The 22,299-nt window shown below is 65.4% G+C and carries 19 protein-coding genes, 1 tRNA gene and 1 pseudogene; 17 read left to right on the forward strand and 4 right to left on the reverse strand.

From position 1 onward, the window contains the following. The first annotated feature begins 31 nt into the window (after positions 1-31). Genes J0H39_18905 through J0H39_18915 form a run of 3 tightly spaced genes read left to right on the forward strand, consistent with a single transcriptional unit; the run spans position 32 to position 3,181 of the window. Positions 32-436, forward strand: coding sequence for a DoxX family protein (locus J0H39_18905; GenBank protein ID MBN9498829.1), 405 nt, complete (start codon positions 32-34; stop codon positions 434-436). A gap of 58 nt (positions 437-494) precedes the next feature. Beyond that, positions 495-1,571, forward strand: coding sequence for a tartrate dehydrogenase (locus tag J0H39_18910; protein MBN9498830.1), 1,077 nt, complete (start codon positions 495-497; stop codon positions 1,569-1,571). After that, entirely contained in the window at positions 1,571-3,181 is a 1,611-nt protein-coding gene (locus J0H39_18915; protein ID MBN9498831.1) for an acyl-CoA/acyl-ACP dehydrogenase, read from the forward strand. The genes J0H39_18910 and J0H39_18915 overlap by 1 nt, the downstream gene beginning before the upstream one ends. A 3-nt stretch (positions 3,182-3,184) precedes the next feature. Here the strand turns inward: J0H39_18915 and J0H39_18920 are convergent, their stop codons facing one another. Beyond that, positions 3,185-4,285, reverse strand: coding sequence for a hypothetical protein (locus J0H39_18920; protein MBN9498832.1), 1,101 nt, complete (start codon positions 4,283-4,285; stop codon positions 3,185-3,187). 409 nt (positions 4,286-4,694) lie between these two features. Here J0H39_18920 and fdnG point away from each other — a divergent pair, with 409 nt between their 5' ends. From fdnG to selD, 14 genes and pseudogenes are all read left to right on the forward strand, one after another. Continuing rightward, entirely contained in the window at positions 4,695-7,769 is a 3,075-nt protein-coding gene (fdnG, locus tag J0H39_18925) for a formate dehydrogenase-N subunit alpha (protein MBN9498833.1), read from the forward strand. Between the two features lie 12 nt (positions 7,770-7,781). Continuing rightward, entirely contained in the window at positions 7,782-8,684 is a 903-nt protein-coding gene (gene fdxH / locus J0H39_18930) for a formate dehydrogenase subunit beta (protein ID MBN9498834.1), read from the forward strand. Next, the gene (locus J0H39_18935; GenBank protein MBN9498835.1) at positions 8,681-9,340 is read left to right on the forward strand and encodes a formate dehydrogenase subunit gamma; all 660 of its coding nucleotides are present in this window, start codon (positions 8,681-8,683) and stop codon (positions 9,338-9,340) included. The genes fdxH and J0H39_18935 overlap by 4 nt, the downstream gene beginning before the upstream one ends. A gap of 76 nt (positions 9,341-9,416) precedes the next feature. Continuing rightward, positions 9,417-10,334, forward strand: a complete 918-nt coding sequence (fdhE, locus tag J0H39_18940; protein MBN9498836.1) for a formate dehydrogenase accessory protein FdhE — start codon at positions 9,417-9,419, stop codon at positions 10,332-10,334. A gap of 1 nt (position 10,335) precedes the next feature. Continuing rightward, the gene (locus tag J0H39_18945) at positions 10,336-11,715 is read left to right on the forward strand and encodes an L-seryl-tRNA(Sec) selenium transferase (protein ID MBN9498837.1); all 1,380 of its coding nucleotides are present in this window, start codon (positions 10,336-10,338) and stop codon (positions 11,713-11,715) included. Next, positions 11,712-12,416 carry a sel1 repeat family protein gene (locus tag J0H39_18950; GenBank protein MBN9498838.1) on the forward strand — a complete coding sequence of 235 codons (705 nt, stop codon included), beginning with the start codon at positions 11,712-11,714 and terminating at the stop codon, positions 12,414-12,416. Before J0H39_18945 ends, J0H39_18950 begins: the two co-directional genes overlap by 4 nt. Next, positions 12,413-14,332: pseudogene (selB, locus tag J0H39_18955) on the forward strand (selenocysteine-specific translation elongation factor). Before J0H39_18950 ends, selB begins: the two are co-directional and overlap by 4 nt. Positions 14,333-14,374: 42 nt before the next feature. Continuing rightward, positions 14,375-14,470, forward strand: a tRNA-Sec gene (locus tag J0H39_18960). 17 nt (positions 14,471-14,487) lie between these two features. Beyond that, on the forward strand, positions 14,488-14,916 hold the full coding sequence (locus tag J0H39_18965) for a hypothetical protein (GenBank protein ID MBN9498839.1): 429 nt from the start codon (positions 14,488-14,490) through the stop codon (positions 14,914-14,916). Continuing rightward, positions 14,903-15,295, forward strand: coding sequence for a hypothetical protein (locus J0H39_18970; GenBank protein ID MBN9498840.1), 393 nt, complete (start codon positions 14,903-14,905; stop codon positions 15,293-15,295). The genes J0H39_18965 and J0H39_18970 overlap by 14 nt, the downstream gene beginning before the upstream one ends. Continuing rightward, on the forward strand, positions 15,295-16,002 hold the full coding sequence (locus J0H39_18975) for a lipoate--protein ligase family protein (GenBank protein ID MBN9498841.1): 708 nt from the start codon (positions 15,295-15,297) through the stop codon (positions 16,000-16,002). Before J0H39_18970 ends, J0H39_18975 begins: the two co-directional genes overlap by 1 nt. After that, the gene (locus tag J0H39_18980; protein MBN9498842.1) at positions 15,987-16,361 is read left to right on the forward strand and encodes a DsrE/DsrF/DrsH-like family protein; all 375 of its coding nucleotides are present in this window, start codon (positions 15,987-15,989) and stop codon (positions 16,359-16,361) included. Before J0H39_18975 ends, J0H39_18980 begins: the two co-directional genes overlap by 16 nt. Before the next feature lie 9 nt (positions 16,362-16,370). Further along, positions 16,371-16,814, forward strand: coding sequence for a glycine cleavage system protein H (locus J0H39_18985; protein ID MBN9498843.1), 444 nt, complete (start codon positions 16,371-16,373; stop codon positions 16,812-16,814). After that, positions 16,811-19,033: a selenide, water dikinase SelD gene (gene selD, locus J0H39_18990; GenBank protein MBN9498844.1), complete on the forward strand. Its 2,223-nt coding sequence runs from the start codon at positions 16,811-16,813 to the stop codon at positions 19,031-19,033. Before J0H39_18985 ends, selD begins: the two co-directional genes overlap by 4 nt. On the opposite strand, the gene J0H39_18995 is transcribed toward selD, so the two are convergent. From J0H39_18995 to J0H39_19005, 3 genes are all read right to left on the reverse strand, one after another. Continuing rightward, positions 19,025-20,164 (reverse strand): cysteine desulfurase, encoded by a 1,140-nt coding sequence (locus J0H39_18995; GenBank protein MBN9498845.1) that lies wholly within the window; start codon positions 20,162-20,164, stop codon positions 19,025-19,027. The genes selD and J0H39_18995 overlap by 9 nt on opposite strands. 8 nt (positions 20,165-20,172) lie before the next feature. Further along, entirely contained in the window at positions 20,173-21,285 is a 1,113-nt protein-coding gene (locus J0H39_19000) for a transglutaminase domain-containing protein (GenBank protein MBN9498846.1), read from the reverse strand. 198 nt (positions 21,286-21,483) lie between these two features. Then, positions 21,484-22,299, reverse strand: a complete 816-nt coding sequence (locus tag J0H39_19005; protein ID MBN9498847.1) for an SDR family NAD(P)-dependent oxidoreductase — start codon at positions 22,297-22,299, stop codon at positions 21,484-21,486.

Here is a 22,299-nt window from a genome sequence, read left to right on the forward strand (position 1 = left end):
AGCCGCAAGCGATTCCCTTTAAAGGTGCGACATGAAAATTTTCCGTGAAGTCGCGGCGATGCCGCAGATGGCGTTCTTCGGCCGCGTTCTGCTGACGCTGCCGTTCTGGTTGAGCGGCTTGGTCAAGGCGCTCGACTTCGGCGGGGCGACGGCCGAGATGGCCCATTTCGGCCTGACGCCGGCGGCGCTGTTCGCGGCGGCAGTCATCGTCGTGCAACTCGGCGGGTCGGCGGCCGTGATTCTCGATCGCTTTACCTGGCTGGGGGCGGGCGCGCTCAGCGTGTTCACCGTTCTCGCCAACGTGGTCGCGCATCGCTTTTGGGAAATCGAGGATCCGGTGGCGCGCTTCCACGACATGGCGCAATTCATCACCAATGTCGCGATGATCGGCGGCTTCATCCTGGCGGCGGCGTTGGCGGAGCGGCCGCGCGCGTAGGCGTCGCGGCGCGGCGCGCTTATCGCTATAAGACTCCGGGGAAACGCGGAGCAACCGAATGAAGACCTACAAGATCGCGGCGATTCCGGGCGACGGTATCGGCGGGGAAGTCGTTTCGGCGGGCGTGGAAGTGCTCGCCGCCATTGCCAAGCGCGACGGCAAATTCGCCTTCGCCGTCGATCATTTCGATTGGGGCGGCGATTTCTACAAGCGCCACGGCCGCATGATGCCGGAGAACGGCCGCGATCTGATCCGCAAGCACGACGCCATCTTGTTCGGTTCGGCCGGGCATCCGGACATTCCCGATCACGTGACGTTGTGGGGCTTGCGCCTGGCGATCTGTCAGCCCTTCGATCAATACGCGAATGTCCGCCCGACGCGCATTCTGCCCGGCATCAAATCGCCCTTGCGCGATGTCGGCCCCGATCGGCTCGACTGGGTGATCGTGCGCGAGAATTCGGAAGGCGAGTACGCGGGCGTGGGCGGGCGGGCCCATCAAGGCTCGCCGCTGGAGGTCGCGACCGACGTCGCTATGTTCACGCGCGCAGGCGTTGCGCGCATCATGCGCTACGCGTTCAAGCTGGCGCGTTCGCGCCCGCGCAAAAAACTGACCGTCGTCACGAAGTCGAACGCTCAGCGCCACGCGATGGTGATGTGGGACGAGATCGCGGCCGAGATTGCGGCGGAGTTCCCGGATGTCGCCTGGGACAAGATGCTGGTCGACGCGATGACCATGCGCATGGTGATGAAGCCCGAGACGGTCGATACCGTCGTCGCGACCAATCTTCACGCGGACATCCTGTCGGATCTCGCCGCGGCGTTGGCGGGTTCGCTCGGCATCGCGCCGACGGCCAATCTCAATCCCGAGCGCGAATTCCCGTCGATGTTCGAGCCGATCCACGGTTCGGCCTTCGACATCATGGGGAAGGGCATCGCCAATCCGATCGGCACGTTCTGGTCGAACGTCATGCTGCTCGAACATATCGGCGAGGCGGCGGCTGCCGCGCGCCTGATGAAGGCGATCGAGCGCGTGACCGCCAATTCGCGTTTCCACACGCCGGATCTGGGCGGCAAAGCGCGCACGGTCGAGGTGACAGCGGCGGTGATCGACGCGATCGGTGCCGAGAACGCCTAGTGACGATTGCGTCCGCCAATGCTTGCGCCGCCGCGGCCGGCGGAATCCTGGCTGACGCGAAACGCGCGGTCGCGGCGCGTGTTGAGGGCTTGAGCGGCGCGGCGCTCGACGCCGCGCAGCGCGCGACGCATGGCCTCGCTTGGGTCGCGACCTATGCGACTGCGATCGAACAGATCGCGCGTTATCTCGCGGCGCTTGAACCGCCCGGCGAACTCGAAACCGATCTCGCTTGCGTTTTGCTGGGCGAGTATATGGCGCAGCTCGCCGGCGGCATCCCGATGAGCCAGGGGGAGATTGTCCGGCCCGTCGATCTCGGCTTAACGGCGGCGCAGATCGCGTCGCGCTTGGCGCCGGTCGAGAGTTTTCTGACCCAGGCGAACACGTCCGAACGGCGCGCGCGCATCGCGCAAGCCTTGGCGGCGGGCCAAGAAGCGCAGGATACGCTCGACGAGACTTTGCGCGCGATGCGCGCGGAGATGCGCAAGTTCACCGCCGCCGAGATCGACGGCAAGGCGCATCGCTGGCATCTCGACAACGCCTATATTCCGCTCGACACGATCGGGAAGATGGCGGCGCTGGGCGTATTCGGGCTGACGCTGCCGGAAGAATATGGCGGGCTTGGCCTCGGCAAAGTGTCGATGTGCGTCGTGTCCGAAGAACTTTCGCGCGGCTATATCGGTGTGGGCTCGCTCGGCACGCGCGCCGAAATCGCGGGCGAGCTGATTTTGGGCTCGGGCACGCAAGCGCAGAAGCAGCGCTTTCTGCCGGGGATCGCGTCGGGCGCGATCTTGCCGACGGCGGTATTCACCGAGCCCGATACGGGCTCGGACCTCGCCGCGATCCGCACGCGCGCGGTGCGCGAGGGCGATGTCTATAAGGTCTACGGCAACAAGACGTGGATCACCCATCCGGTGCGCGCCGATCTGATGACGCTGTTGGTGCGTACGGATCCCGCAAGCAAAGATCATCGCGGTTTGTCGATGCTGCTGGCCGAAAAGCCGCGCGGGAACGACGCCGATCCTTTTCCCGCGCAGGGTATGTCGGGCACGGAGATCGAAGTCCTCGGCTATCGCGGCATGAAGGAATACGAGATCGCCTTCGATGGGTTCAAGGTGAAGGCCGAGAATCTGCTCGGCGGCGTGGAAGGCGAGGGCTTCCGCCAGTTGATGCGCACCTTCGAAGCCGCGCGCATCCAAACGGCCGCGCGCGCCGTGGGCGTGGGGCAGGCGGCGTTGGATACGGCGCTCGGCTATGCGAATGCGCGTACGCAGTTCGGGCGCAAGATCGCGGCGTTCCCGCGCGTCGCCGACAAGATCGCGATGATGGCGGCCGAGTTGCTGGCGGCGCGCGCGCTGACCTATCACGCCGCGCGCGAGAAGGATTCCGGGCGGCGCTGCGATTTGGAAGCGGGCATGGCGAAGCTGCTGGCCGCGCGCGTGGCATGGGCCAACGCCGACAACGCGGTGCAAATCCACGGCGGCAACGGTTTCGCGCTGGAATTCCCGGTGTCGCGCCTGCTGTGCGACGCGCGCATCTTGAGCATTTTCGAAGGGGCCGCCGAGATTCAGGCCCAGATCATCGCGCGCCGTCTGCTCGACGGCGCCAATTGATCGTTACGCGGCGGCGGGGCGCAACCCCGGTACGCCGATATCGGCCTTCCCGGCGAAGATCGCAGGATCGACGCCGTGACGTTCGTAGATCGGCGTCATTTCGGGTGCGGCGAGGAACACGAACTCGCCGTCGCGCCAGAATTCGCGGCCGTCGAAGGCGATCGTCGGGTCGAAGACCTGGCCGCAAATCTCGCCGGGGCCGCGCCCGCACATATGGAAATGCGCGTAGCGCGGGCTGCCGAACGCGACCGAGGCCCAGCGATGGATATCGTCCAGCGCCTTGCCCCGGAACGCGGTGCCGGGATTGATCCCGGCATGCCAGGAATCGACGGTCAGCGGATCGACGCCGAAATGCGCGCCGACGCGGGCGAAGTGCTTCTCGACATGCGCGCCTTGCGCGCCGCCGAACGCGGCGATGGCGCCGTTGGCGATCGTCACTTCGACGGTGCCGCTAAGCGGCTGCACGTCGTCGGGATAAGGATGCGTATAGGTCGAGGTGAGCGCATGGGTCAGCGCCAACGTGCCGCTGGCCGCGCGCGCCGACAAAGCCGGGAAAATCATCACCGGGAAATTCAACACGGTGAAATTCGCGAAGCGCGACACGTCGAGCCCGCCGGCGAAATCGAATTCCAGCGCGCTACCCGCCGGGCAGACGAGCGTTGCCTTGCGCGCGCCCGCGATCGCGTTCAGGAACGCTTGATGCGCGTCCTTCTGGAAGCCATAGGGCACGCGCGCAAAGGGCGTTTCCAGATCGGCGGCGTCGAGCAGATAGCACATCGTGCGCGATGCCTTGCCCGGCAGATCCTTGAAGCGGATGCGATCGCCGAAGCGCGACAGGAAGATCGCGTGGTCGGCGGCCGTCAGGGCTTGCGAGACATTCGCCGGCATGTCGTCGGGATCGGCATCGGGGGCGGTCTCGACGATCCGCGCCTTGGCGCCGCGCGCGTCGATCGCCGTGATCAGCCACGCGGTCACGCGCGGGTCGTAATGGCGCTCGCCCGCAGGTTCGACCAGCACGGCGACATCGTCGTCCTTGGCCACGCCGAGCGCCGCCCCGAGAAGATTCTCGAGCGCTTCGGCGGCGAGGGCGGGGATGGCGGTCATGGAAAAACTATAGCGGGGCCACGCTGTCGGACTGGATGATAAATTTTCGGGAGGTCATTCGGATTTCCGGTGCGGGGGGCTGCCGAGGTCTTTAGGAAAACTAACAAGTGATTTTACGATCGCTCAGCAAGCCCATGATTCTTCACGTTTAAGCGCAAAAAATTTATGTTCGGACGGCCCGCCGGCGGGCGCCGTTATGCTGCATCGCAGCGTATAAGTCATAGAAATAGAAAGAAGAATCCCGCTGCCCAAAGCGGCGGCAGCTTGACAGGTGAGCGGTTCGAATTTACCCATTAGGGCATCGCGGGGATTCTCCGAAAGCCTTCCGAAAAAGGCCCGGAGCGTCGGCCGCCGGCGTCCCTCGTTGAGGGCTAGCGATCGAAAAGGGGGCTCGACCCTTCATATGAACATGCAGCTTTCCAGGCGCGCTTTCCTGGGGAGGACCGGTGCAGGTATCGCCGGGACCGCCCTCGGTGCGCTCGGCTTCGGAGAGGTGGAGTCTGCTTACGCGCAGGCCGTCCGCCCCTTCAAGCTGGCGCGCACCACGGAGACGCGCAACACCTGCACCTACTGCTCGGTAGCGTGCGGGATCATCATGTATTCGATGGGCGACGGCTCGAAAAACGCCAAGTCGGCCGTCATTCATATCGAAGGCGACCCCGACCATCCGGTCAATCGCGGCACGTTGTGCCCGAAGGGTGCCGCCCTTCTCGATTACGTCCATTCGGAAACGCGCCTGAAATATCCGATGTACCGGAAGCCCGGCTCGGACAAGTTCGAGCGCGTGACCTGGGACTTCGCGCTGGATCGCATCGCGCAGCTGATGAAGGCCGACCGCGACGCGAACTTCATCGAGAAGAACAACGACGGCCAGACCGTGAACCGGTGGACGACCACCGGCTTCTTGGCCGCTTCCGCAACGACGAATGAAACGGCGTTCGCGACCTACAAGGTCGTGCGCAGCGCCGGCATGGTGGTGTTCGACAACCAAGCGCGCGTTTGACACGGTCCTACGGTGTCCAGTTTGGGCCCAACATTTGGCCGTGGCGCGATGACGAATGGTTGGAACGATATCAAGAACACCGACCTCGTCGTCATCATGGGCGGTAACGCCGCCGAGGCTCACCCGTGCGGTTTCAAATGGGTGACCGAGGCGAAGGCGCACCGCGGTGCGAAGCTCGTCGTCGTCGATCCGCGTTTCACGCGCTCGGCGGCGGTGGCCGATTATTACGCGCCGATCCGCCAGGGAACCGACATCGCGTTCCTGATGGGCGTGATCAACTACTGCATCCAGAACGACAAGGTGCAGTGGGACTACGTGAAATCGTTCACGAACGCGTCGTATATCGTGAAGGAAGGGTTCGAGTATTCGGACGGCCTGTTCACGGGCTACGACGAATCGCGCCGCGACTACAACCGCTCGACCTGGGACTACGAGTTCGGGGCGGACGGTTTCGCGGTCGTCGACGAGACGCTGCAGAACCCGCGCTGCGTGTGGAACCTGCTCAAGAAGCATGTCGCGGTCTATACGCCCGAGATGGTCGAGCGTATTTGCGGCACGCCGAAGGACAAGTTCGTCGCCGTCGCGAAGATGATCGCGGAGACGTCGGCCAAAGATAAGGTCATGACGTCGATGTACGCGCTCGGCTGGACCCAGCACTCGAAGGGGTCCCAGAACATCCGCGGCATGGCGATGCTGCAGTTGATTCTGGGCAACATCGGCGTGCGCGGGGGCGGCATGAACGCGCTTCGCGGCCACTCCAACATCCAAGGTCTGACCGATATCGGTCTGATGTCGAACCTGATCCCGGGCTACCTCACGCTGCCCACGGATCGCGAGGCCGACATCAACGCCTATATGTCGACCCGCGGCTTCCGGCCCCAGCGGCCGGGACAGATGAGCTTCTGGCAGAACTACAAGAAGTTCTTCGTGTCCTTCCAGAAGTCGATGTACGGGGCGGCGGCGACCAAGGATAACGACTTCGCCTACGACTACCTGCCCAAGCTCGACGTGCCGGCCTACGACGTGCTGCGCGCGTTCGAGTTGATGCACCAGGGCAAGATGAACGGGTATTTCTGCCAGGGCTTCAACCCGCTGATGTCCTTCCCGAACAAGCGGAAGCTGACGGCGGCGCTGTCCAAGCTGAAATTCCTGGTCATCTTCGATCCGCTGGAAACCGAAACGGCGCGGTTCTGGGAGAACCACGGCGAGTTCAACGACGTCAATCCGGCGTCGATCCAGACGGAAGTGATCCAGCTGCCGACCACCTGCTTCGCCGAGGACGAAGGGTCGCTGACCAATTCGTCGCGGTGGATCCAGTGGCATTGGCCGGCGGCCGAGCCGCCGGGCGAGGCCAAGACGGACATCTGGATCATGGCCCAGCTGCATCTGAAGCTGAAGGCGCTGTACAAGAAGGACGGGGGCAAATTCCCCGACCCGATCGTCAACCTGCACTGGCCTTACCGTCTGCCGAACGATCCGCAGCCGGAGGAAATCGCGCGCGAGCTCAACGGCTATGTCGTCGAGAACGTGCCCGATCCGAACGACGCGACGAAGCTGGTCCTCGAAAAGGGCAAGCAGGTTCCGACGTTCGGTGTCCTTCGCGACGACGGATCGACGGCGTGCGGCTGCTGGATCTATGCCGGCATCTACACCGAGGCCGGCAATATGATGGCCCGGCGCGGCACGGCCGATCCCGGCGACACGGGCGCCTATTCGCAATGGGCGTTCTCGTGGCCGGCCAACCGGCGGATCCTCTACAACCGCGCTTCGTCGGACATCAACGGCAAACCGTGGGATGAAAGCCGCAAGCTGATCTGGTGGAACGGCACGAATTGGGGCGGCTTCGACGTTCCCGATATCGCGCCCACCGCCAAGCCCCAGGATGTGGGCCCGTTCATCATGAATCCGGAAGGCGTGTCGCGCCTGTTCACCCGGGGCATGATGCGCGAAGGTCCGTTCCCGGTGCACTACGAGCCGTTCGAATCCCCGATCGCCAATCCGATCGCCCCGAAGATCCAGGGCAATCCGGTGGCGCGCGTGTTCCGCGGGGATATGGAACAGTTCGGCGATTCGAAGGAGTTCCCGTACGCGGCGACCTCCTATCGTCTCACCGAGCATTTCCACTTCTGGACCAAGCACGTCTGGGTCAACGCCGTCCTGCAGCCCGAATTCTTCGTCGAGATCTCGGAAGAGCTCGCGAAGGAGAAGAAGATCGCGTCGGGCGGTTGGGTGCGCGTGTGGTCCAAACGCGGGTCCGTGAAGGCGAAGGCCGTGGTCACGAAACGCATCCGTCCGCTCGTCTGCGACGGGAAGACGGTGCATATCGTGGGCATTCCGATCCATTGGGGCTTTACGGGTGCGGCGAAGAAGGGGTTCGGTGCGAATATGCTGACTCCCTTCGTGGGCGACGCGAACATCGAAACGCCGGAATACAAGGCGTTCCTTGTCGACGTCGAACCCATCGCCGGCGCTCAGGTCTAGGGAGGGAAGATCATGGCAACGCTTCAATCCCAGGACATCGTCCGCCGGTCGGCCACGACGTTCACCCCGCCCGCGGCGCGTCACCAGATCAAGGTCGCCAAGCTCATCGATGTATCCAAATGCATCGGGTGCAAGGCGTGCCAGGCGGCGTGCCTCGAATGGAACAATCTGCGCGAAGACGTCGGCGTCAACGTGGGGCAATACCAAAACCCCCACGATTTGACCGCCAACTCCTGGACGCTGATGCGTTTCACCGAGTGGGTGAATCCGGAGACCGACAACCTCGAATGGCTGATCCGCAAGGACGGCTGCATGCACTGCGAGGATCCGGGCTGCTTGAAAGCCTGTCCCTCGCCGGGCGCTATCGTTCAGTACTCGAACGGGATCGTCGATTTCGTTTCCGAGAACTGCATCGGTTGCGGCTACTGCATCAAGGGATGCCCGTTCAACATCCCGCGTATCTCGAAGGCCGACAGCAAGGCGTATAAGTGCACGCTTTGCGTCGATCGCGTGTCCGTCGGTCAGGCGCCGGCTTGCGCCAAATCCTGCCCGACCCAGGCGATCGTGTTCGGTACCAAGGAAGCGATGCTCGAACACGCCGCGGGCCGCGTGACCGATCTCAAGTCGCGCGGCTACAAGAACGCGGGCATCTACGACCCGCCGGGCGTGGGCGGCACGCATGTGCTGTACGTGCTGCATCACGCCGACAAGCCGCAGATTTACGCGAACCTTCCCAACAATCCGGCGATCAGCCCGATCGTCGGCCTGTGGAAGGGAACCGTCAAATACGCGGGCATGGCGGCGCTCGGCTTGATGGCCGTGTTCGGGTTCATGCACCACGTCGTCGCCGGACCCAACGAGGTCTCGGAAGAGGACGAGGCGAACGCGAAGAAACTGAAGGATGCCGCCGAATGAGCACGACCCATAACGAGAAATCGTCGACGGTCCAACGCTACTCGGCGGGCGCGCGGGTCAATCACTGGATTACGGCGGGGAGCCTTGTGCTCCTCGCTCTTTCCGGTCTCGCGCTGTTCCATCCCAGCCTGTTCTTCCTGACCGCCTTCTTCGGCGGCGGGGAGACGACGCGCGCCGTCCATCCGTGGATCGGCGTCGTGTTGTTCTTCAGCTTCCTCGGCCTGTTCTTCCGCTTCTGGCGCGCGAATCTTTGGAACCGCACCGATAACGTGTGGATGTCCAAACTTCGCGACGTGCTGGCGGGCAACGAAGAAAACATGCCGGAGATCGGCAAGTACAACGCCGGTCAGAAGCTGGTTTTCTGGTCGATGTCGGCGCTGATCTTGATCCTGATCACCAGCGGCATCGTGGTTTGGGACGAGTATTTCTATCAATACACGTCGATCGACCAGAAGCGTTACGCCATCCTGGTCCACTCGCTGGCGGCGATCGCCGCCATCTCGGTCTGGATCGTCCATGTTTACGCGGCGATCTGGGTCAAGGGCACGATCCGCGCGATGACGCGCGGCTCGGTGACCGGCGGCTGGGCGTGGCGCCATCATCGCAAGTGGTTGCGCGAATTGGTGGCCGGCAAGGCGACGGGCGCGGGCAAGTAGAAAAATCCCGCGCACGCGCTAGTATGGTATGCGCACGGGTTCCCCGGTCCCGGGGACCCGAATTTGAGGGCTCGAAATGGCGAAAGGCGGCAATCCTCTTCACGATTCGGTACCGATCGGGGAGGAGGCGAAACCGCCTTTCGCGATACTGCCGGACCCGGCGGCTCTGTTCGCCGCCCGGGCCGCGCGGTTCCGGGCCTTGGCGGACGGGCACGAGCTCGGGCCGTATCTTCTCTTCCTCGCCGGCATCGCGGATATACAGAACGCCCTGATCGGCGATCTGCCCGCCGTCGCGCGGCCGAACGCCGAGGCGTTGGCGCGTGCCGAATCCTTCGGCATGCCGCCGCTCGACCGAAACGCGTTCGTCTACGACGACATGTTCAAGGCGACCTTCGCCCGGCTGCTGACGGCGGCGGGCGAACTCGACATGCCGCAGGCCGCGCGCGACGCGCTGGATCGTCTGACCGCGGCGGACGATGCGCGGCGCGAGGAACTCGCCCGTTCCATGCTGGCGGATTCGGCGGAGGTCGAATTCCTCGCCGACCATATTTTCGTCGCCGCCGCGTTGCAGGTGCATCTCGCGCGCCTCGCCGCGACGCTCGACGCCGACAAGCTCGTCGAAATCGGGCCGGGTGCATGCCCGTCCTGCGGCGGGCCGCCGGTCTCGACGATGGTTGTCGGCTGGCAAGGGTCCCACGGCAGTCGGTTCTGCGTCTGCGCGCATTGCGCGACGAAGTGGAACTACGTGCGCATCAAATGCACGCTGTGCGGCGAGACCAAGGGGATCGAATATCACGAGGTCGACGGCTCCGGCGGCGCGGTGAAGGCGGAAAGCTGCACGTCCTGCGGCGGCTATGTGAAGGCGCTGCAGCAGATCAAGCACCCCGACGTCGATCCGGTCGCCGACGACGTGGCCTCGCTCGCCCTCGATATCTTGATGCGCGAAGAAGGTCGACGGCGCGGCGCCGTGAATCCCTTCCTGTTCGGCTACTGACATGGCCCCCGAGGACACCGGCATTTCCCCCCGACGCCGGCTTCCGTCGGTGGACGAGGCGCTGAAAGCGCCCGAGGCCGCGGCGGCCCTCGCCAAGCACGGGCGCACGGCGCTGGTCGATGCGCTGCGGGCGGCCATCGCCGAATTCCGCGCGAAGGGTGCGGGCGCTTCGGCGGCCGAGGCGGCCGTTGCGGCGTCGGCATTGCTCGACAAGGCCGACCGGCCGCGGTTGCGCGCGGTGCATAACCTCACCGGCACGATCCTGCACACCAATCTCGGCCGCGCCTTGCTGGCCGAAGCGGCGATCGAAGCGGCAACGAACGCGATGCGCTCTGCCGTGGCGCTCGAATACGACATAGCGACCGGCAAGCGCGGCGAGCGCGACGATATCGTGCGCGAACTCCTCTGCAAGCTGACGGGCGCGGAAGACGCGACCGTCGTGAACAACAACGCCGCCGCCGTGCTGCTCTGCCTCAACGCGATCGGCGCCGGTAAGGAAACCATCGTCTCGCGCGGCGAATTGATCGAAATCGGCGGCGCGTTCCGCATGCCGGACATCATGGCGCGCGCGGGCACGACGCTGGTCGAAATCGGCACGACCAACCGCACGCATGCGAAGGATTACGCGGGCGCCATCGGCGAGCGCACGGCGCTGCTGATGAAGGTGCATACGTCCAACTACCGCATCCAAGGTTTCGTCAAGGAAGTGCCGCCCCGCGAAGTGGCCGAGATCGCCCATGCGCATGGCCTTCCGATGCTCAACGATCTGGGCTCGGGCACGCTGATCGATCTCGACGGCTACGGGCTTGCGCACGAGCCGACGGTTGCCGAGGCGGTCGCGGAAGGGGCGGATCTGGTCACCTTCTCGGGCGACAAGCTGCTCGGCGGGCCGCAGACCGGTTTCATCGTCGGCAAGAAGGCGCTGATCGAGAAGATCAACCGCAACCCGATGAAGCGCGCCTTGCGCGTCGATAAGATGCGCCTCGCCGCGTTGGAAGCGACGCTGCGGCTGTATCTCAATCCCGAGAAGCTCGCCGAACGTCTGCCGACGATGCGTTTGATCGCGCGCCCGGTGGCGGAGATCGAAGCGGTCGCCGCGCGTATCGCCGGCCCGATCGGCGATGTGTTGGGTGCGCGTTTCGCCGTCGTACCAATCCAATGCGAAAGCCAGGTCGGCTCCGGCGCCATGCCGCTCTCGGTCTTGAAAAGTGCGGGGCTGTCGATCAAGGGCCGGCCGCTCGATGCGCTGGCCACGGCCTTGCGTGAGCTGCCGGTCCCCGTGATCGGCCGGTTGGAAGACGGCGCGCTCATTCTCGATTGCCGTTGCCTGGAGGACGAGCCCGCCTTCCTCGCCAATTTCGCGAAGCTCGCCTTGCCATGAGTGCCGCCCTCGACATTCAGGCGGAGATGGCGCGCGCGCGCGATGCCGCCGATCGCGAGGATTACCAGACCGCGCTCGCGATCTGGGGACCGCTCGCCCATGCCGGTGTCGCACGCGCCCAAAACAATATCGGCGCTTGTTTCGCCGAAGGCATGGGCGTGGAACGCGACGGCGAACTGGCGCGCAAATGGCTGGAACTTTCGGCGCAATCGGGCGACCCGATCGGGCAGCGCAATCTCGCCACGCTGCTGTTCCGGGGCGAACTCGTGCCCATCGATGTGGCGCAGGCCGCCGATCTCTATCGCAAATCGGCCGAGGCGGGCGACGCGCTCGCCCAGGACATGCTGTCCTGGCTGCTGCTCGAAGGCGAGGATTTGCCGACCGATCCGGTCGAAGCCTTGCGCTGGGCGAAGAAGGCGGCGGAGCAGGGTGTCGCCTCGGCGATGACGCGTATCGGCATGATCCATCACAACGCGCTGGGCGTCGAGCGGAACCCGGTCGTGGCCGCGCATTGGTGGCGCGAGGCCGCGTCGCGTGGCGACGCCGATGGGCAGGCGATGTATGGGGCGGCCTTGCATCTGGGGGCGGGTGTCGCGCGCGATCCCGCCGAAGCTTTGGCGTGGCTCACGCGCGCCGCCGCCAATGGCAGCAAACTCGCCGAGCCGTTCCTTCCGGCCGCGCAAGCGGCGGTGACGCCATGATCGTCGGCACCGCGGGGCATATCGATCACGGCAAGACCTCGCTGGTGCGCACGCTCACCGGCGTCGATACCGACCGTCTCAAGGAAGAGAAGACGCGCGGCATTTCGATCGAGCTGGGCTTCGCCTATTTGCCGGCCCCCGACGGGCAGATCGTCGGCTTCGTCGACGTGCCCGGCCACGAGAAGCTCGTCCACACGATGCTGGCCGGGGCGAGCGGCATCGATTTCGTCGTGCTGGTCGTCGCGGCCGATGACGGCATCATGCCGCAAACGCGCGAGCATCTCGCCATCGTCGAATTGCTCGGCATCAAGCGCGGTCTGGTCGCACTGACCAAGATCGACGCCGTCGCCGAGGATCGCGTGGCGGAAGTGACGCGCGAGATCGAGAACGTGCTCGCCGATACGTTGCTCGCGGGCGCTGCGATCCATCCCGTGTCGTCGATCACCGGGCAAGGGATCGCCGAATTGAAGGCGGCGCTGTTCGACGCCTCGACCGCGATCCCGCGCCGGCCCGACGATGGACGCTTCCGCCTCGCCGTCGATCGCTGCTTCGCGCTCGCCGGGGCGGGGACGGTCGTGACCGGCACGGTATTGTCGGGGCGGGTCAACATCGGCGACGCGGTCGTCGTCAGCCCGGCGGGCCTGACCGCACGCGTGCGCTCGATCCACGCCCAGAACCGTGCGGCGGAGGAAGGCCGCGCGGGCGATCGTTGCGCGCTTGGCCTGACGGGATCGGATATTTCCAAGGACGCGATATCGCGCGGCGACGTGGTGCTCGACGGCGTGTTGCATGCGCCGACCGACCGCATCGACGCCGAGTTGACCGTGATGCGCGGCGAGCCCAAACCCGTCGGCCAATGGATGCCGGTGCGTTTGCATCACGCCTCGATCTCGGTGCCCGCGCGTATCGTGCTGCTCGACGACGCGGATGTGGCGCCGGGCAAGACGGCGCCTGTGCAGCTCGTGCTCGAGGCGAAGATCGCGGCCGCCGTCGGCGATCGCTTCGTTATCCGCGACGTCTCGGCACAGCGCACGATCGGCGGTGGACGATTCCTGGATCTGCGCGCACCGGCGCGCAAACGCCGCACGCCCGAACGCCGCGCCCAGCTCGATGCGCTGGCGCTCGGCGATCCGGCCAAGGCGCTTGCCGCGTTGCTGGAACTGCCGCCCTATAACGTCGATTTCGGCGCCTTCGCGCGCGACCGCGTTCTCACCGCCGATAACGCCGACGCGATCGCCCGGACTTTGGGCGTCGTCCGCTTTACGGCCTCGGGCGGCGAAATCGCGATCTCGGCGCCGAATTGGACCAAGCTGCGCGAGGATATCCGCCGCGCGCTCGAGAGCTATCACAAAGACAATCCCGATCTGCCGGGGATCGGGCTCGAACGTTTGCGCATGCAGATGGAAATCAAGCTTGCGGCGCCGTTCTTCCTGACCGCATTGCGCGCGATGGCGAAGGCGGGCGAGATTTCGCTCGACGGCGCTTGGGTGCGCTTGGCGACGCACGAAGGCAAGCTGACGGCGAGCGACGAAAAGCTCTGGGCCTTGATGGCGCCCTTGTTGACCGGCACGGAACGCTTCCGTCCGCCGCGCGTGCGCGATATCGCCGGTTTGCTGATCGTCCAGGAAACCGAAGTGCGCCGGTTGCTGAAACTGCTCGGCCGCATGGGCAAGGTCGACGAGATCGCGCACGACCATTTCTTCCCGCGCGAAACCGTGTCGGAAATGGTCGATATCTGCGTCGACATCTCAGCCAAGGCCAAAGACGCGAATTTCACCGCCGCGCAATTGCGCGACCGGCTCGACAACGGCCGCAAGGTCGCGATCCAAATCCTCGAATTCTTCGACCGGCACGGCGTTACCCTGCGCAAGGGCGATTTGCGCCGGCCCAACCCGCATCGGCTTGATCTGTTCCGCAAGCTGGGGCAAGAAGAAGGCAAGTCCAACGTGCTTAAAATCGGAAGAGACTCGTCCCCGGTGGGGCGTCCGGGCTTCAAACCCGGGTGGGGCCGCGAGCCGGTCCTAGGTGGGTTCGACTCCCATTCTCTTCCGCCAGATTCCGGGGGCGCACGATGAGCATTTATCTCGCATCGTTGCGCCAAGCGGCCGAGGCCGCTTCGAAAGGTGAAGACGCGTATCGGCGCGAAGCGGCGGCGAAGATCGCCGCCCTCGAAACCGCGCGCAGCCACGCGTTCCGGCGCCTCAATCTGATGACCCGCATCGCCGACGTGGTGCGCGCCGTCGAGCATGACGAACAGGCGGGGGAGAGTGCGCGCCTGTCGCTCGCCGATCGCTTGGACTGGGCGCCGAACGCGGCCGGCGGGCGCAAGGAAGCGCTGGACGCTTTCGTGCCGGTCGCGCAGGCTTTGCGCTCTGGCGACGACGAAGCGACCCAAGCCGAACTCGCCAAGTTCGAGGCGTGGTACGAAGCGCGCTTCGGCTCGTCGTTCTGGGAATTGTTCGCGAACAACATGCCGGAGACGCCGCGTGTCGACTACTAAGGCGAAATCCAAGGCCAATGATTTCGAAGCCTGGATCAAGCAGGAATTCGCCGAGACGGGCGAATTCACCGCGCTGATCGTGCTGGTCGATATCGACGCTAAGGCGGTCACGCCGCTGTGTTCGACCTATTTCAATGTCATCGGCGACGAGATCGAGTGGAACGACATCGTCGTGATGTTCGCCGGTGCGGGCGCGGATTGGTCGGGTGCGTCGTTCTTCCCGGTGACCGCGCGCGACGGCGGCGGCCCGCTCGACAATCCGACCGCGCGTTTGCAATTGCGCGCGCTGGAGATGCGCATCGACGAAGATCGCCTCGTGCTCAACGAAGGCAATTTCTTCGACAAATGGGGACGGCGCCTCAAAATTGAGGAAGCTTGATGCGCCGAGTCTTGCGCATCGTCGATACCGGCGTGCGGCCCTCGCGCTGGAATGTCGCGGCGAGTGCCGCCCTTGCCGAAAGCGGCGACGAAGGCCTGCTGCGCTTCCATCGCTATGTGCCTTGCGTATTGCTCGGCAACGGTCAGAAATTCGCCGATGCCGCGCGCAAGGGCCCGTGGGAAATCGCGCGGCGCGTGACAGGCGGCGGGGCCGTCTATATGGATCCCGGCATTCTCGCCTGGGACTTATTTGTCGATGGGCGCGACCCGAAAGTCTTTGCGGCGACCGTGGGCAAGGCGATCACCTCCGCCGTCACGCAACTGGGTGTGCGCGCTGACTACGTATCGCCGCACGACGTGCGCGTGGGCGGCGAGAAGATTTCGGGTTCCAGCGGTCTCGTCGCGGGCGCGCGCTTGATGCTTCAGGGCACGCTGGTCGCCACGCTCGATCGCGAGGCTTTCGCCAAAAGTCTGGTGATGCCCGGCCCCGTGCGCGTCGCGTCGCTGTCGGAGTTCCTGACGCCGCTGCCGCCGATGGACGCGATCTTGGAAGCGGTCGCGGATGCGCTCTGCGCGGCATTGAATAGAGATGCCGCACCCGGCGATCTGACCGATGCGGAGAACGCGGCGATCGACGCGACGTATCGCGGCGAGATCGGCACGGATGTGTTCGTGTTCGGGACGGAGGCGTCATGCGCCGCCTCCTGATCGTGTTGATGAACACCGACCCGCGCAATCCGGAAGAACTCGGGGCGCCGTTCTATCACGCGTCGGTCGCCGCCGCGATGGACTACAAGGTCGACGTCGTGTGCACGGCGACGGCCGGCAAACTGCTGCTGAAGGGTGTTGCGGAGAAGCTCCGCACGCGGCCCGACTCTCCGCGTTCGGTGCTCGATTGGATCCGCGAGGCGCATGGGCACGGCGTGAAATTCTGGGCGTGCCCGGCCAATCTGGAACTGTTCGGCGTCACCAAAGACGATCTGATCCCCGAATGCGAAGGCGTAATGGGGGCCGCCGCCATGATCGAGCAGATCATGGAGGGCGACGGGCGCGTATTGACGTATTAGGATCGCGCCATGGCGACGATCGACGGCATCGAATATCCCGAACATCTCCATTACGACGTCGACAACCAGATCTGGTACGAGGATCTGGGCGACGGCACGTTGCGCGCCGGGTTCACGCCGATTTCGATCTCGCTGGCGGGCGACGTGCTGGTCTTTACGCCCAAGCGCGTGGGCCGCGATTTCGAGAAAAACCGCTCTTTCGCTACGATCGAATGCGGCAAATGGGTGGGGGCGGCGCGCGCCGCGTTTCCCGGCATCGTCGTGGCCGCCAATCCCGAGCTCGACAACCGACCGAAATTCCTGAACCTCGACGCGTTCGGCAAAGGCTGGATGCTGATCGTCCGGCCGTCGATCCCGAATTGGCGCGACGGCCTCGTCACCGGCAAGGCGGTGCAGACGGCCTTCAAGGATTGGATCGACGCCGAAAGCTACAAGGATCGGACCGACGGATGATCCAGCGCGCGGAAATCATCCGGCACGATATCGTCCTGGTCGGCGGCGGCCATGCGCATGTCCAAGTCATGACCGCTTTCGGCATGGACCGGCCGGCAGGCATGCGGCTCACGCTCGTGACCGACCGTTTGCTGACGCCGTATTCCGGCATGTTGCCGGGCCATATCGCGGGCGCTTACACGCATGACGAGACTCATATCGATCTGTGGCGCCTGGCGCGCGCCACGAACACGCGGTTGATCCACGCGCCCGCGACCGGGCTCGACCTCGCCGAGAAGCGTGTCGCCTTTGCCGATCGCCCGGCGCTGAATTTCGACACGCTATCGATCGATGTCGGGATCACACCGGACGTATCGGCCATTCAAGGGGTCGCCGAGCACGCGCTGCTCGTCAAGCCGATCTCGACCTTCCTGGCGAAATTTGAGGCGGCGTTGCACGCCAATCCGCGCCCCAAGCGTTTCGCCATTGTCGGCGGCGGGGCGGCGGGGTTCGAGCTTGCCTGCGCATTGAAGGCGCGCCTCGCGCGCGACGGGATCGCGGATGCGGAAGTCGCGTTGCTCAGCGGCGCCAAGCTGATGCCCACGCTCAACACGGGCGTACGCCTGCTCGCAAGGCTGGCGCTACGTAGACACGCGATCGCGTTCCACAGCGGCTTCCGGGCGATCGAAGTGACGGCGACAGGTGTGCGTGCCGATGACGGGCGTTTCCACGAGGCCGATCTCGTGCTCGTCTCGACCGCCGCACGCGCCCCGTCCTGGCTCGCCAAGACGGGGCTGAAGCTGGCGCCGGATGGCTCGATCGCCATCGGTCCGACCTTGCAGGTCGAGGGTCGCGACGACGTGTTCGCCGTCGGCGATTGCGCGACAAGGGAAGACGATCCGCGCGAAAAGGCCGGCGTGTTCGCCGTGCGCCAAGGCCCGATCCTGGCGAAGAATCTCCGCGCCCGCGCGACGGGCGAAAGTCTGGAAGCGCACAAGGCGCAGACGGATTTTCTGGTTCTGCTCAATACCGGCGACGGCAAGGCGATCGCGGGGCGCGGGCGCTATTTCGCCTGGGCGGGCGCGCGGCTGTGGCGCTGGAAGGATTCGATCGATCGTCGCTTCATGGCGATGTTCGCCGAATTCGGGCGCAATATGGCGCGGCCCGCCTCGGCCGAGGAAATCGCGTCGGGCAGTGCCATGCGCTGTGCGGGTTGTGCGGCCAAGATCGGCCCCGATCCGTTGGCGCGCGCCTTGTCGCGTTTGCCTGTGGCGCCTGGCCCGCGCGATAAAATTCTGGTTGGGCTTGGCGACGACGCGGCGGTGACGGAGATCGCACCGGGGATCGCGCAGATCGAAACGATCGATCAGATATCGGCGATGATCGCCGATCCCTATATGTTCGGCGAGATCGCGGCGCTCCATGCGATCAACGACGTGCTGGCAATGGGCGGCGACCCCACGCGCGCTATGGCGTTGGCGACGGTACCGCGCGCCACGCCCCGCATCGTCGAATCCGATCTGGTCGCGTTGCTGGCGGGTGCACGCAAGGTGCTCGATGCGCAACGCATCGCGTTGATCGGCGGCCATTCGGGCGAGGGCGAGGGGTTGGCTTTCGGCCTATCGGTTGTGGGCCGCGCGTCGCCCGAAGCGCTCAAGCCCAAGACCGGCCTGGTCGCGGGCGATGTGTTGATCCTGACCAAGCCGATCGGCGTGGGGCTGATCATGGCCGCCGATATGCGCGGCGCCGTTCACGCCTCGGTCGCGACGGCGGCGATCGAGGCGATGCGCCGTTCGAATGCCGACGCGCTGCCGATCCTCGGCCCTATCGCCAATGCCATGACCGACGTGACCGGTTTCGGTCTCGCCGGGCATTTGATGGAGATGCTGCGTCCCGGCCGTTTGGAAGTGCGCCTCGATCTGGGCGCGATCCCGTTGCTGCCGGGGGCGCTCGATCTCGCCAAAACGGGTTATCGCTCGACCCTCACGGCGCAGAACGCCGTGCAGGGCGGGATGCTGCGCCGGGAGGCGGACGGCGCATTGCCCGACGCGATCGAAGAAGCGCTGCTGCTCGATCCGCAAACCTCGGGCGGGTTGCTCGCCTCCGTGCCCGAAGCGGCGGCGAAGCAAGCGCTCGGGTTGCTGCACGCCGCCGGTTATGCGCAAGCCGCGATCATCGGGCGCGTAAACCGCCGCGATACGCTCGACGTCGCGATCTTCTGCGAAGGCGCGTTAGCGTAACGATTTCCACGCGGCGGCGAGCTTATCGGCCGCCGCGTCGATCTGCGCTTCGGTCGTCGAGCGGCCGGACGTCAAGCGCACGGCGCCCAACGCGACATCGGGCGCATAGCCCAAAGCCAGAATGATGCTCGACGGTTTGCTGTCGCCCGCATGGCAGGCGGAGCCCGTCGAGGCGAAGACATCGGGCAGGCGCGCCAGAATGTCGTTGCCCACGGCATCGGGGAACAGCACGTTCAGCGTATTGGGCAAAGTCGCCGCGCCGGCGGCGACGCGAATTAAGTCAGGTACGGCGGCCGATAGGCGTGTCCATAACCGCTCGCGCAACGCTTCCAGGCGTTTGGAATCATCGGCGAGGCGCTTGGCGGCGATCGCGCAGGCTTCGCCCAGCCCGGCGATATAGGCGACATTCTCCGTACCCGGGCGGCGGCCTTGTTCCTGGCCGGCCCCGTCGAACAGATTGGGCACGTTCAGCACGCGACGCAGATAGAGCGCGCCGATGCCCTTGGGCGCGTACAGCTTGTGGCCCGCGATGGTCAGCGCATCGACGCGCCATTGCCGCACGGAAACGGGAACCTTGCCGAGCGATTGCGACGCGTCGGCGTGGACGGGAATTCTGAACTTCGACGCCAGTGCGGCGAGTTCGCCGACGGGTTCGAGCGTGCCGATCTCGTTCTGCGCATGGATGATCGTGACCAGCGCTGTCGTATCGTCGATTTCGCGCGCGGCGACGGAAAGATCGACCACGCCGTCGCGATTCACGGGCAAGCGGACGACGCTATAGCCGCCGCGTTCCAGGCGCTTGCAGGCATTCTCCGTCGCCGGATGTTCGACGACGGAGGTGACGATCTTGCGCCGTGCGGGCGGTGCGATCTCCGCGAAGCCATGAATCGCGTGATTGCTCGCTTCCGTGCCGCCGCTGGTGAAAACGATATCGGCGGGATCGGCATCGATCAGTGCGGCGACCTGCTCGCGCGCCTTGTCGATGGCGGCCTTGGCGCGGCGGCCCAGATCGGTCGTCGACGACGCGTTGCCGTATTCGTCGCGCAAATAGGGCAGCATCGCCGCGAGGACGTCGTCAGCGACCGGCGTCGTCCCATTATTGTCCAAATAGATGGGACGATCGCCGGTCATAACGCTTGTCAGGCCGTGATCGGCTTCGAGGTGATCGTATAGGCGAAGGCGTCGGGATCGAGGCAATCCAAACGTTCGCCGGCGAGTTCGGCCTGCGGATACATCAGGAATTCGACCTTCGGCCCCTTGGAACCGGGCAACGCCACGTCATGCGCGACGTTATAGGCGGCCCAGTTCATCTCCCACGCGCCGAACAGCGCCTTGCGCGCGGAAACGACGACCGCGTTGTCGATGGCGAGCTTGCCCGGCGGTTCCTCCAGGATCACCTTGCGCACGTCGGCGGGGTCCACGGGCGTCCAGCCGAAACCGTCCAGCCACACTTCGGCACGGCAATGCTGGGCGCGGGTGATGTTGGCAGAACCCGCCCCGAGGCTGCGATAGCCGAAGGCCGACGGCGCCACGCGCAGACCATAGACGTCGCGCGCGGGCAGACCCGAAGCGCGGGCGAGGCCGACGAACAACGCGTTCAAATCGGCGCATTTACCGGTGAGGTCGCCGATCTCCAGCATGTTCTTGATGTTGCCGACGCCGCAGCCGCGCGTCGCCGGATTGCGCGCCGTGTTCTCGACGATCCATTGATAGATCGCTTCGGCCTTCGCGATATCGGTCGTCTTGCCCGCGGTGATGCGATCGGCGGTCGTCTTGACGATGCCGTCTGTCGCGATCAACTCGGTCGCCGAGAGGTTCAGCGTGCGCTCTTCGGTCGTGAGTTGCGTCACGTTCGTGGGCTTGGCGAGGTCGATCGCGCGATCGCGCGTCGAGAAACGGCTGACGACCTCAACGACCGGGGCGCGCTCCGCCGGATCCCACTCGACATGTAGGAACTCCGCGCCATATTTCGCGTCTTTCTTAACCGTCGTCGCCTTGGCATTGCCCGACCAGGTACTGCCTTCGGGGCGGAACCAATCCTGCGCCGTAAAATTCGGCAGCGGAATCCAGGCCTGGGCCTGGCCGTTTTTGGCGTCGATCTTCAACGCCGTGGTCATTTCGAATTTGCGCCAAGCACCCGGTTGCGGGGCAAGCGGGGCGGGGCTTTGCGCGGCGGCGAAACGCGGCGCCAGCGCGCCGGCGGCCAAAGCGGCGGTGCCCATCAATAAACTACGGCGATCGGTCGAGATCATTCTTTGGCTCCCGTTGTTATGGCCCAAACGACGCCGACGGCCGTATACGGCGACGCCGCGCGCCGGTCTCCCGGGCCGATTATGGATGAACCGCAGCTTGGCCGTTGGGAACCGCGCGAAGGCGGTTCGCGTCGCCCCGACACGCGGGGACCGGCGGCACAGTGCTACCGTGAACTCTAGGTTTCGCTTATAGCCAAGTCAATGACCGTCGGGCGGGAAATCCGCGCCGCGGGCCACCGCTTCCCAGCGCCGAAGTTCGTCGAGCGCATCTTTCGCGACCGTAACCGCGCGCGTATGGGCCTGCGCGCCGAGCACCAAGCACGCCGGCGGCGTTTCCGCCAGCATTGCCGCACGGATCGCCTCGGCCGCGCGGACGGGATCGCCCGCTTGTGTGCCGTCGATCGCGCGCACCGTGTCGCGTCGTTTGCCGGATGTCGCGTCGTAGATCGGTAAGCGCTGTGCCGCTTCCACCCGGCCGGATCCCGCGATCGCGGTCCGGAACGCGCCGGGCTCGACGACCATCACCCGGATGCCGAAGGGACGCACTTCCTCGGCCAGCGCGTCGGACATCGCGCGCAACGCCGCCTTGGTCGCGGCGTAAAGCCCCGAACCCGCCGGACCCTTGCGTGCGGCGATGGAACCGATATTGACGATCCAGCCACTTTGGCGCGCGCGCATATGCGGCAAGGCGGCGCGGATCAAACGCAAACCGGCGAAGAAATTGATCTCGAACAGCCGCGCGGTTTCGGCCTCGCTCGCTTCCTCGATCGAACCGAGCAAGCCCTGGCCCGCGCAGTTCACCAAAACGTCGATATCGGCCAGATGCGGCGCCATCGCCGCGACGGCGGCGGGATCGGCGAGGTCGAGCGGCAGCGCCCGCGCGTTCGGGCTCGGCGGCGCGCCGACATTGCGGCCGGTGAAGGTCGCGCGTTCGCCGTTCGCGATCGCCGCATCGACCAAGGCGCGGCCGATGCCGCTGGTCCCGCCGGTGACGAACCAGGACCGCGCCGTCAT

The sequence above is a fragment of the Alphaproteobacteria bacterium genome, from assembly GCA_017308135.1.
Classification (GTDB): domain Bacteria; phylum Pseudomonadota; class Alphaproteobacteria; order CACIAM-22H2; family CACIAM-22H2; genus Tagaea.

Excerpts from the sequence above, each read along its gene's own strand:
- J0H39_18905 (MBN9498829.1), top strand. The coding sequence starts at position 32 with ATGAAAATTTTCCGTGAAGTCGCGGCGATGCCGCAGATGGCGTTCTTC.
- J0H39_18910 (MBN9498830.1), top strand. The coding sequence starts at position 495 with ATGAAGACCTACAAGATCGCGGCGATTCCGGGCGACGGTATCGGCGGG.
- J0H39_18920 (MBN9498832.1), bottom strand. The coding sequence starts at position 4,285 with ATGACCGCCATCCCCGCCCTCGCCGCCGAAGCGCTCGAGAATCTTCTC.
- fdxH (MBN9498834.1), top strand. The coding sequence starts at position 7,782 with ATGGCAACGCTTCAATCCCAGGACATCGTCCGCCGGTCGGCCACGACG.
- J0H39_18935 (MBN9498835.1), top strand. The coding sequence starts at position 8,681 with ATGAGCACGACCCATAACGAGAAATCGTCGACGGTCCAACGCTACTCG.
- fdhE (MBN9498836.1), top strand. The coding sequence starts at position 9,417 with ATGGCGAAAGGCGGCAATCCTCTTCACGATTCGGTACCGATCGGGGAG.
- J0H39_18945 (MBN9498837.1), top strand. The coding sequence starts at position 10,336 with ATGGCCCCCGAGGACACCGGCATTTCCCCCCGACGCCGGCTTCCGTCG.
- J0H39_18950 (MBN9498838.1), top strand. The coding sequence starts at position 11,712 with ATGAGTGCCGCCCTCGACATTCAGGCGGAGATGGCGCGCGCGCGCGAT.
- J0H39_18965 (MBN9498839.1), top strand. The coding sequence starts at position 14,488 with ATGAGCATTTATCTCGCATCGTTGCGCCAAGCGGCCGAGGCCGCTTCG.
- J0H39_18975 (MBN9498841.1), top strand. The coding sequence starts at position 15,295 with ATGCGCCGAGTCTTGCGCATCGTCGATACCGGCGTGCGGCCCTCGCGC.
- J0H39_18980 (MBN9498842.1), top strand. The coding sequence starts at position 15,987 with ATGCGCCGCCTCCTGATCGTGTTGATGAACACCGACCCGCGCAATCCG.
- J0H39_18985 (MBN9498843.1), top strand. The coding sequence starts at position 16,371 with ATGGCGACGATCGACGGCATCGAATATCCCGAACATCTCCATTACGAC.
- selD (MBN9498844.1), top strand. The coding sequence starts at position 16,811 with ATGATCCAGCGCGCGGAAATCATCCGGCACGATATCGTCCTGGTCGGC.
- J0H39_18995 (MBN9498845.1), bottom strand. The coding sequence starts at position 20,164 with ATGACCGGCGATCGTCCCATCTATTTGGACAATAATGGGACGACGCCG.
- J0H39_19000 (MBN9498846.1), bottom strand. The coding sequence starts at position 21,285 with ATGATCTCGACCGATCGCCGTAGTTTATTGATGGGCACCGCCGCTTTG.
- J0H39_19005 (MBN9498847.1), bottom strand. The coding sequence starts at position 22,299 with ATGACGGCGCGGTCCTGGTTCGTCACCGGCGGGACCAGCGGCATCGGC.